General features: G+C 60.9%; 11 protein-coding genes and 3 tRNA genes. 3 read left to right on the forward strand and 11 right to left on the reverse strand.

The features are described from left to right. Window positions 1-88: 88 nt before the first annotated feature. Window positions 89-724, forward strand: a complete 636-nt coding sequence (locus SM764_RS13375; RefSeq protein ID WP_369002004.1) for a DUF2306 domain-containing protein — start codon at window positions 89-91, stop codon at window positions 722-724. Between the two features lie 18 nt (window positions 725-742). Here the strand turns inward: SM764_RS13375 and hisB are convergent, their stop codons facing one another. Next, on the reverse strand, window positions 743-1,330 hold the full coding sequence (hisB, locus tag SM764_RS13380; RefSeq protein WP_274830035.1) for an imidazoleglycerol-phosphate dehydratase HisB: 588 nt from the start codon (window positions 1,328-1,330) through the stop codon (window positions 743-745). Window positions 1,331-1,544: 214 nt separating this feature from the next. On the opposite strand from hisB, the gene SM764_RS13385 reads away from it, so the two are divergent. Continuing rightward, the gene (locus SM764_RS13385) at window positions 1,545-1,784 is read left to right on the forward strand and encodes an Lrp/AsnC family transcriptional regulator (RefSeq protein WP_065273027.1); all 240 of its coding nucleotides are present in this window, start codon (window positions 1,545-1,547) and stop codon (window positions 1,782-1,784) included. A 92-nt stretch (window positions 1,785-1,876) separates the two neighbouring features. Here SM764_RS13385 and SM764_RS13390 read toward each other — a convergent pair whose 3' ends face one another. From SM764_RS13390 to SM764_RS13420, 7 genes are all read right to left on the reverse strand, one after another. Continuing rightward, entirely contained in the window at window positions 1,877-2,695 is an 819-nt protein-coding gene (locus SM764_RS13390; protein WP_274834966.1) for a calcium-binding protein, read from the reverse strand. Between the two features lie 154 nt (window positions 2,696-2,849). Next, window positions 2,850-4,202 carry an aminotransferase gene (locus SM764_RS13395; protein ID WP_274837707.1) on the reverse strand — a complete coding sequence of 451 codons (1,353 nt, stop codon included), beginning with the start codon at window positions 4,200-4,202 and terminating at the stop codon, window positions 2,850-2,852. Between the two features lie 214 nt (window positions 4,203-4,416). Further along, window positions 4,417-4,491: transfer RNA gene (locus SM764_RS13400), tRNA-Gly, on the reverse strand. A 146-nt stretch (window positions 4,492-4,637) separates the two neighbouring features. Then, a tRNA-Gly gene (locus SM764_RS13405) sits at window positions 4,638-4,712 on the reverse strand. Window positions 4,713-4,826: 114 nt separating this feature from the next. Further along, entirely contained in the window at window positions 4,827-5,723 is an 897-nt protein-coding gene (locus SM764_RS13410) for a NaeI family type II restriction endonuclease (RefSeq protein WP_065273030.1), read from the reverse strand. 57 nt (window positions 5,724-5,780) lie between these two features. Beyond that, the gene (locus SM764_RS13415; RefSeq protein ID WP_065273031.1) at window positions 5,781-6,740 is read right to left on the reverse strand and encodes a DNA cytosine methyltransferase; all 960 of its coding nucleotides are present in this window, start codon (window positions 6,738-6,740) and stop codon (window positions 5,781-5,783) included. 187 nt (window positions 6,741-6,927) lie between these two features. Further along, window positions 6,928-7,002, reverse strand: a tRNA-Gly gene (locus SM764_RS13420). 154 nt (window positions 7,003-7,156) lie between these two features. Between SM764_RS13420 and SM764_RS13425 the strand changes: the two genes are divergently transcribed. After that, window positions 7,157-7,354, forward strand: coding sequence for a hypothetical protein (locus SM764_RS13425; protein WP_274834960.1), 198 nt, complete (start codon window positions 7,157-7,159; stop codon window positions 7,352-7,354). Window positions 7,355-7,372: 18 nt separating this feature from the next. Here the strand turns inward: SM764_RS13425 and SM764_RS13430 are convergent, their stop codons facing one another. The 3 genes from SM764_RS13430 to SM764_RS13440 form a co-directional block, all read right to left on the reverse strand. Further along, complete coding sequence (locus tag SM764_RS13430) at window positions 7,373-7,759, reverse strand: MAPEG family protein (protein WP_274834958.1); 387 nt, start codon at window positions 7,757-7,759, stop codon at window positions 7,373-7,375. Between the two features lie 199 nt (window positions 7,760-7,958). Then, a complete protein-coding gene (locus SM764_RS13435; RefSeq protein ID WP_368948351.1) occupies window positions 7,959-9,533 on the reverse strand; it encodes a hypothetical protein in 1,575 nt (524 codons plus the stop codon). Window positions 9,534-9,747: 214 nt separating this feature from the next. Beyond that, the coding region (locus SM764_RS13440; protein ID WP_369002005.1) for a biotin/lipoyl-containing protein at window positions 9,748-10,031 on the reverse strand (284 nt) is incomplete at its 5' end.

Raw genomic sequence — 10,031 nt, forward strand, 5'->3', positions numbered from 1 at the left:
CTTCATCTTGACGGCGTCAAGTTTACCTGCCAGATGTTAACTTGACAGTGTAAAGTTTGAGCCGCCCAAGGGCGCAAGGAGGGATGAGATGTCGAGTGAAACCCGGGCGATGGGCTATCCCAGATGGGTTGTCATGACGATGTGGGTGTCTGCGGTGCTGATCGCGGTGGGATCTTACCGGTTCCTGATTGCCGATATCGCGCTGGTGATGCCCGCGATGCTGCATCACGCGTCGGAGCGGCCGTTGATGCTCTACCTGCACATCGGCCTTGCGCCGATCTCGCTGGCACTGCTGCCGGTGCAGTTCTCCACGAGGATCCGTCAGCGACGCCGTGGGCTGCACTGCTGGCTGGGGCGTCTATACGGCGTCGCGATCCTGCTGGCCGGGATCAGCGGTATCTGGCTGGCCTATACAACCGAGGAGGGGCCGGTGGCCGCGGCGGGCCTGGGGGTGTTGTCGCTGCTCTGGCTGTGGGTGACGGGCACGGCGATCTGGCATGCGATGAACCGCCGTATTGCGCAGCACCGGGTCTGGATGATCCGCTCTGCCGCACTGACGTTGGCGGCTGTGACGCTGCGGGTTTACCTGCCCGTCGGGGTCGCGACCGTGGGGTTTGAGGCCAGCTATCCAATCATCTGCTGGCTGGCCTGGGTGCCCAATCTGCTGCTCGCGGAATGGATCCTGCGCCGGGGCCGTGGCGCGCCGCTGGGCGCCACGGTCTGATTGCGGTCTGAAAAGACGTCAGAGCGCGCCCTTGGTCGACGGGATGGCGTCTGCCTTGCGCGGGTCGGTTTCGACCGCATCGCGCAGGGCGCGGGCCACGGCCTTGAACGCCGCTTCGGCGATGTGGTGGCTGTTGAACCCGTGGATCTGGTCGATATGCAGGGTGATGCCGCCATGGGTGCTGAGCGCCTGAAAGAATTCGCGCACCAGTTCGGTGTCGAAGGTGCCGATCTTGGGCGTCGGCAGAGTTACGTTCCAGATCAGGAAGGGGCGCGCCGACAGGTCCAGCGCGCAGCGCACCTGGGCATCGTCCATCGGCAGGTGGCATTCGCCATAGCGGCGGATGCCCTTCTTGTCGCCAAGCGCGGCGACCAGCGCCTGACCCAGCGCAATGCCCGTATCCTCGACCGTGTGGTGATCGTCGATGTGGTAATCACCCTTGGCACGAATGGTCATGTCGATCAGCGAGTGCCGCGCCAGCTGGTCCAGCATGTGATCGAAAAAGCCGACACCGGTCTGGTTGTCATATGCCCCGGTACCATCGAGGTTGATCTCCACCGAAATCTCGGTCTCGGCGGTGGAGCGGGTGATCTGAGCGCTGCGCATCTGCGGGCCATCCTTCGTCAAACTGCCCCTTGGGCCATATGGCGCCCATGGGCTGGTGCTGCGCTTATAGGGTGCTGGGGCTGTCTCACTCAAGAGCGCGTAAGTCGAAACTCAGACCCTGTTGCAGCTGCATCTGTGGGATTGCGCCTGCCTGCGCGCCGTGCCAGCTTAGCGGCCAAATCGTTACTCAAGAAAACCCAATGAAGGGGCGCCCATGTCGACCTGCGTTTTCATCCAGATCCGCTGTAAACCCGGCACCACCTACAAGGTGGCCGAAGATATCGCCCTGCGCGAAATTCATTCCGAGCTCTACTCCACTAGCGGCGAATACGACCTGCTGATGAAGCTTTACATCCCCAAGGACGCGGATGTCGGGAAATACATCAACGACCACCTGCTGGTGATCCCGAATATCGAACGCTCGCTAACCACGATGACCTACAAGGTTTTCTGAGCCGTCCGCATTGCTGATGCAAAACGCCTGATCCCCTGCCGGAGATCAGGCGTTTTTCGTTCCTGTGCCGATGCGCCTGAAGCAGACTTAAATCAGAACAGGAAATCCGACCCGTCCAGATCGGAAATATTGGTATCGGCCAGGGTAATGCTGCCCGCGCGATAGGAAATCACGGCATCGTTGCCATTCTGGGTCAGCGTCAGGTCAGAAAAATCATCAACGCTGCGGTGTTTGATGGCGATGAGGTCAGTCCCATCGCGCCAGTCCTCGATCGTATCATCGCCGATGTTGCGCCCCTTGAACTTGAAGGTGTCGGCGCCGCGGCCCCCCACCAGCATGTCATCGCCCTGATCGCCCTGCAAAAGGTCACGGCCGCCGCCGCCCTTGAGGGTATCATTGCCACGCCCGCCCCAAAGCTTGTCACCGCCGCCCCGGCCCAGCATTTCATCATTGCCATTGTAGCCTTTGACCTTGTCTCCGCGGGACCCCAGATCGAAGAAGTCATCGCCGGAAAAGACCTGTTTGAACAATTTCACATTGTCCCGATTGCGGTCTGTTTCAGACACGCGGAAGAAATCTTCTGCATCAATGTTGAGATTGGTGACCGTTGTGGTGAAATTGGTGCCGGTTTCGGTGACGCCCTCGATCAATCCGGAATACGGCGTCAGGATACTGTGGCCGTCGCGGGTGATGCTTTGGAATTGCAGGCCAGTCCCGTTGTAGACATCGGGAGAGGTGTCGGGGATCGGATCAAAGCCGGGAATGCCAAGATCGGTATTTCGCATCAGGGTAAACCCGGTGGATGATGCGTCCGTGACTTCGGCCTTCAGGTTGAAATGAAAACTGAACCAGCCGATGCCGCTCTGGGTCATCACGTAGCGTTCCGTGCCTTCATAGATCAACTCAACCATATGCATGTCTCCTGCAATTACTGATACCAAACCGGTTTCAGTTACAGGTTAAAGCGCTGGCGGGAGTAAGGGGAAAATACAGCAGAAGAGACGCAGATCGGCAGGGCCGAGATCGCGCCCCGGTCTTTGGGCAGTCCGGGGCGCGAGGGTGGGCTTAGCCGTCGATCAGCCCTTCGGCCTTCAGCGCTTCATAGGTGCTGTCCACGGCGGATTTGGCGCGTTTCAGCATTTCGTCCACTTCCGCCTTTGTGATGATCAGCGGCGGGCAGAAGGCGAGCGCGTTGCCCGCCACGGCGCGCAGGATCAGGCCTTCGTCCTGGCAGGCCTTGACTGCAAGGGCGCCGCCCTTGCCGCCGGGCACGGTTGCGCCCGTGGTCTTGTTCGACACCAGTTCCAGCGCCGCGATCAGCCCCTTGCCGCGGACCTCGCCCACCAGCGGGTGATCAGTGAAGATTTCGCGAAGTTGCGCCTGCATGTAATCGCCGACCTCGGCCGCATGATCAAACAGGTTGTCACGCTCATAGATTTCCAGCGTTTTGAGGGCGGCGGCGCAGGCGGCAGGGTGGCCGGAATAGGTGTAGCCGTGGCCAAAGACGCCGACCTCGTTCGAGGGCGCAACCATTTCCTTGTACATCCAGCCGGGGATCACGGAGGCGGAGATCGGGAAATAGGCCGAGGAGAGCTGTTTGGCGAAGGTCATCAGGTCGGGTTTGATGCCCATGGTGGTGCAGCCGAAATCGGCGCCGGTGCGGCCAAAGCCGGTGATGACTTCATCCGCCCAGACCAGGATGCCATATTTGCGCAGAACCGCCTGCAGTTTTTCGTAATAGCCTTCGGGCGGGACAATCACGCCAGAGGCGCCGGTGATCGGCTCCATGATCATGGCGGCGATGGTGTCGGGATCCTCGGCAAGGATCTGCTGCTCCAGATTGTCGATGATACGGTCGACAAATTGTGCTTCGGTCTCGTTCCCCTTGCGGCCCGTGTAGTAATGCGGTGCGTCCGAGCGCAGGATGTGCAGAGCCTCAACGGGCGCGTCGAAATGCGCCAGGTTTGCGGGCAGGGAGGTCAGCGATCCGGCGGCGACGGTCACACCATGATAGCCACGCTCGCGGGTGATGATCTTGCGTTTTTCCGGTTTTCCGATGGCATTGAAGTAGTAACGCAGCATCTTGTAATGGGTGTCATTGGCATCCGAGCCGGAGTTGCCGAAGAAGAAATAAGCATCCTCGATTGGCACCATAGTCTTCAGTTTTTCCGCCAGTTCCTGGATCGGCGCGTGGGTCTTGCCGCCAAAGGTGTGGGAAAAGGACAGTTTGGTCAGCTGCTCGGTGATCGCCTCGATCAGCTCGGTGTTGCCATAGCCCAGCGAGGTGCACCACAGACCTGCCAGACCTTCGATATATTCCTTGCCGTCGGTGTCGTAGACATAGATCCCCTGGGCGTGGTCAATGCACATCTGCTCGGTCGCGGTCAGGTTGGTGGTGGGATAGATGACAGGTGCCATGACTGAACTCCTTTGAAGAAAAACGCGCGGGGCGGGCTGGAACGGCGGACTGCACGGGGCAGGGATGCGGCAAGCATTGGCGCGTTTTGTAGGTGGCGTCAAAAGGAATTTGATCAAAAGGTGGCAGCGGGGGGATTGGCCTATGAGATAGGGGGAGGGAGGAAAGGGCCAAAAACACAAAAACCGCCCCGAAGGGCGGCCTCTTGTGTCCAAATGGAGCGGGCGAGGCGATTCGAACGCCCGACCCTAACCTTGGCAAGGTTATGCTCTACCCCTGAGCTACGCCCGCGCTGCCATTCGGTGAGCGGTGTTTAGGAAATCATGCGGGGGGCTGCAAGGGAAAAATGCCGCCTCTGCGGGGATTTCTATGACTGGTCAAATGCGGGAAAGCGGAAAACAAAAAGCCACCCCGGAGGGCGGCTGTTTTGATCCGAATGGAGCGGGCGAGGCGATTCGAACGCCCGACCCTAACCTTGGCAAGGTTATGCTCTACCCCTGAGCTACGCCCGCGCTACCATTCGATGAGCGGGTATTTAGGAGCTTCACGGAGACTGTGCAAGAGGAAAATTATGCCCGCCGGTACAGAAAAAGCAGAGCCGCCCGATGGCTGGGGGAGGTTGGCATTCACGCCCTGGGCAGATCGAACCCGGCCTGCAGCGCCATGCGCCGATGCTGCTCTGTTTCAGGCTGGCAAGAGACAAAGGCGCTGGCGGGGCAGGCGGGCAGATCCAGCGCGCGGATCAGCTGGCCATCGTATTGTCCCGACAACAGCAGGATCCCCTCGCGCTCCAGAATGTCGCGGGTGCCGCGTCCTTTGTCCGAGCGTATCCGGCGCATGAAGTCCTTTTGCTGGGCCACCGCCTCGACCACGTCGCGGTCGACCGGGCGGCCCTGAACAAGCCGGAACAGCCGCGCCATGCGTTCGTTGCCGGTGGCGCCGGAGAAGATCCGGGTGACGGTCTCCTCGGGCAGGCTGCGCCAGAAATTCGCTGGGTAGGGATGATCCCTCAGCAGCCACAGGATATGGCCGAACCCCATGGCCGAGACCGAGCGTTTGGCGTCCTTGTTCTGCCCGGCAGTAAGGTAGTCGGGCCGCGCCAGGATCAGGCCAAGGTAACAGCGCGCGCGAGCCTCGTCCGCGGCCACCAGCAGGCAGACTTGATCCAGCGCTTCGGTCGGGATCATCCAATTGCTGCCCATGGTGTTCTTGATATCCATGTCGCGGCCCAGAACCTCGGTATCCAGGCGGCCCCGGGGCAGCCGCAAGAGAGCGCGAAGCTCGATCTCGACGCGGGTGCCGATATAGGTCTTTTCGGTCTTTTCCAGTTCCTCATAGGCGCGGCGCCCGGTTTTCGGCGTCATGATCACATCGTCGATGCAGGTGCGCAGCATGGCTGGAAACCGGCTCGCCAGTTCCATCGCGCCACCTGCGCGGGCGGTGATCTCGCCTGCGATCTCGGTCAGGAGATCATAATCCGGGTGTCCGGGCAGAATCAGGCTGTCGGGAAGGGTCTGTTTCATCCTGGGCTCCGCCCGGCCGCCGGGCCCAGCTCTTGGCTCAGATTGGGCAAGGCGGCTTTAGGCCCGCACGGCATGAAGATTCGGCTTGGCAATCGCGGCGCGCAACTGGCGGGCCACCGCTTCGGCCACCGGCGGCGGGAAGGCATTGCCGACCTGACGGTAGGCGTTGGTCTTGGCGCCGGTGAAATGCCAGGCGTCGGGAAAGCCCTGGATGCGCGCCACCATGCGGACGGTCAGGCGCGGCATGTCGTTGTGAAAGGGATCGGGCGCCTCGTTGGCGATGGTGCGCCCCTCGACGCCAAGCGCGGCCCAGGCGCGGCGTGCGCGGGTGGGGCCCAGATCCGGTCCGCCGTGTTTCTTGGAGCCACCAACGATGGTTGGGGCGATTTCATCTGCCTTGGCGGCCCAGTCTTCGGCGCCGCGCCAACCACGTTCCTGCATCAGGTCCAGCAGGGTGGCGCCCACCGTGGGTGGGTTGTGCGGCAGCGGATCGGGCCAGTTGAACTGCCCGGCGAATTCCTTGCGCAGGGCCACGATGGCAACCCGCGGGCGCAGCTGCGGCACACCAAAGTCCGAGGCGTTCAGCAGCCGCCAGTCGGTTTCATAGCCCAGTTTCGACAGCTGGCCTTTCAGTTTCTCGCGGTAGTCGTGGAACACCGCGTCCAGAAACCCGCGCACGTTTTCGATCATCACCGCGCGGGGGCGGGTGGCATCGACGATATCGATGGCATCGTCAAAGAGGTTGCGCTCGTCCTGTTCGCCCAGCTGTTTGCCGGCGACGGAAAACGGCGGGCAGGGCAGGCCGCCGGCCAGCAGGTCGATGCCCTTGTAATCACTGGCTTCTTCCTTGAACCGGCGCACGTCCTCTTCCAGCACGTTCCATGTGGGGCGGTTGTGGCGCAGGGTGGCGCAGCAGTGTTTGTCGATCTCGACGAGCGCGGTGTGATCAAAGCCCGCGCGCTCCAGCCCAAGGGCCTGGCCGCCTGCACCTGCGCATAATTCAACCGATGTCAGCATCCTGCCTGTCAGCCCCGTTTGTCGTTCTTGCTCTGTTCCTTGCGCAGAAGTGGTAGCCGCAAAGGCGATTCCGCGCAAGTCTCTCGCGGCGTCTTCCCCTGCGGCGACAGGAACTGGCAAGGCCCAAAAACACCAGGATCCGAAAACACGAAAGGCCGCCAGAGCGGCGGCCTTTTAGTGGTCCAAATGGAGCGGGCGAGGCGATTCGAACGCCCGACCCTAACCTTGGCAAGGTTATGCTCTACCCCTGAGCTACGCCCGCGCTGCCATTCGGTGAGGGGTGAAATATTCATTCCGCCGCGGGGCTGCAAGTGGAAAATCGTGCCGCCCCGGAAAAAACTCTCATTTTCTGCGACGGAACCTGCGGGCTGCTGCGTTTCATACAGATGAAAAGAAACAGAGGGGAGCTGTCTAAGATGAAACCTGCCGACTATGCCCGTATTGGCGCGCTGATCGCGACCATAGCGCTGGCCAAGGCGCTGTCGCCCGCGGGGGGACAGAGCCCGGAAACCGCATCTGAGGTTGACCCGGGCGCGATCCGGCCCGCGCCGGTCTATGTTAAAACGATCAGCGCCCCCGAGGTCACGGCCCCGGTGCAGGGGCACGACGTTTAGGCTCAGCCACTCTTCACCTTAGAAAAGCGCGTGCGCGATCAAACCCAGCCCTGCGACGAGCAGCATCAGAAGGTTCAGCACGATCCCGGCCTGACGCAGGATCAGGATCTGCGGGCGCGCGGTAAAACCGACCGCGTGCATCAGCCGTCCGCCCAGCAACATCACCCCCAGCGCATGCGTGGCCAGTGCAGGTGCGCCCTGTGCTTCGCTCAGCGCCAGAAGAACCAGGCCAAGCGCAGTATATTCCACGAAATTTCCCTGCGCGCGGATGGCCATCAGTAATGCGCGATTGCCGCCATCTCCGACGGAAATCTTGTGTTTCAGCCGCTGGCGACTGACGCCAAGCGACAGGTAGACAAACAAGAGCGCCGCCCCGCCGGCATAAAGTGATGTAATCGGAAGCATCGGCCTATCCTCCCCATAGGAATTGCAGTGTGATAAGTGGGTTCGTTTTTGGAACTTAATACTGAACAATCCTGCGGGGCTTTTGAAGCCGATTCAGAGCGGGTTCACGCGAGGTAATGCGCGCCGCGGAAGCGCGGGCGGGATGCCGAGGGCAGGGGGAGTGGTCCCCACTGCTCCAGGGGCGTATCCGTTGAGGTGATTATTTGACCGGGATCTTGTGCTTTTTCAGCGCCTTGGCCAGTTCGTTGTCGACCAGTTTCATCAGCGCCTTGTCCTTGGCGGCGGCCTTGGCAGCCATATCGGTCATCTGTGCCTCGCTTTCCTTGCCGGTGGCGCGGGACAGAATCACGCCATAGCCGACCTTCAGGCTTTCATCGCTGACCTTGTTCAACACCTCAGCCCAGAGCTTGGCCTTGAGCGTATTTGGGATGTTGTTGGTCTTGGCCAGTTTCGCCAGCCTCTCCGGCAGGATCGTGCCCTGCAGAAGATCCTTGTTCTTATAGGCCCATTTTTTCTGGAAGCTGCCGAGGTTCTTCACCATCCCGCCAAGAAGTGCCGAATAAAGAAGTGAGGTTACGATGGCCTGGAATTCCTTTTCGGTCGGGGGCTTGCCGGTCTTCATGATCCGGCCGACTTCCTTCACGGCTTCACCCAGAACGGTTTTGATCACCTCTTGTCCGGAGCCGGCGATGTAATTGGCGATGAATTTCTCAAGCTGTTTGGTGGACAGGAAGGCGACCTTGGACGCCAGCTTGGGTGCGACCCATTTTGCCGCGTCATCGCAAAAGCCGAGCGGTACCTTGCTGCCGATCCCGCCGGTCAACCCGCCGACGGTGCCATCGATCACCATGGCCTGGATCGAACCCCAGACGGTCACCTTCTGACCGCTGGCATGTTTGCCAAGCTCCTGACTGGCGCTTTGCAAAAGGCCGACACCGGCACCAGAGGTGACAGCCGCGCCGCCAGCCGTCATGCCCGCTCCGGTCACCAGAACCGGGGCGGCCAGCGCCCCTACGACGGCAAAACAGGCGGCCGAGGAGACGGACAGAACTGTGGCCGTAGTCCGGGCAGAGCCGGTGAATTCCTTCAGAAACCGCAAAAGATCCGCGTTGAAGGCGCCAATCGCCTTTTCTGCCTCGGGCAGGGCCTCATCGATCAGCTTGAGGTCCTTCGTCATGATCGCCCGCTCCAGCTTGCCACTGGCACGGATGGAGCGGCCACAGAGCTTGTTATCGGGCATCTTGACCGATCCGGCCTCGATGATGATGACCTGCGCGACGGCGTTCAGCACGCCATCTTTCAGCTGAGCCACGTCCAGATAGTGCTGATAGGTCTCCAGCGCGGTTTCATGGTTGCGCAGGACCGATTTCATATAGGGCGTCAGCCGTTTGAGGACGTCCAGCTTGACCTTCTCGTATTCCTTGGGCGTGCAGCGGATCTTCTTGCCGCGGAAGGTGACCTCCATCATGGGTTGTTTGGCGGCCTTTTCCTCTTCGGCCTTCATCTTCTTGTAGGCTGGCAGCAGCGCCTTGAAGGTGCGCCCGCCGGGATCGACGACCTTGTCGGGATTCTTGAAGCCGCTTTTCTTCTGAAAGGTGCCGATGGCCTTCAGCAGGCCGGTATCCATCTTCTTGGAGGCGCCAAGCGGCCCGATCTTATTGGCCTCCAGCATCCTGCGCACCAACAGCACGTCGTCTGGTTTGTTCTTGACCTCATCCCCGGAACTGGAGCGTGGGGACTGACCGACAGGAGCTGTCAATTTCGCTGAAGACATTGGAAACCTCGAAAACTGGATAAAAACTGGCAGCTATTTTGGGCTGGTCCCGCAAAGGATCAAGATTGACAGCAGCGAAATGAGGAGGCTTGCCGAATTTTCCCCGTTGTCGCGTATTCGCGGGGCAGTGGATCCGGCCTGCGTGCGGCACGAAAAAAGCCGCAGCCTTTTGGGGCTGCGGCTTGTGGTTTTTTTGTGGTCTGGGCCTTGTGTCTTATTCCAGTTCGATGAGGAGGTCCTTTGCATCGATCTGGCCGCCGGGCTGGACGTGCACGGCCTTGACCACCGCGTCGCGTTCGGCGTGCAGGCCGGTTTCCATCTTCATCGCTTCGATGGTCAGCAGCATGTCGCCCTCATGCACCTGCTGGCCAACCTGTACCGCGACCGAGGCGACGACGCCGGGCATCGGCGCGCCGATGTGGTCGGGGTTGCCCGCTTCGGCCTTGGGACGGGCAGCGGTGGTGGATTTCACCAGACGGTTCGGCACCCGGATCACCC

Source organism: Pseudophaeobacter sp. 1A16562 (assembly GCF_041008785.1).
Classification (GTDB): domain Bacteria; phylum Pseudomonadota; class Alphaproteobacteria; order Rhodobacterales; family Rhodobacteraceae; genus Phycobacter; species Phycobacter gallaeciensis_A.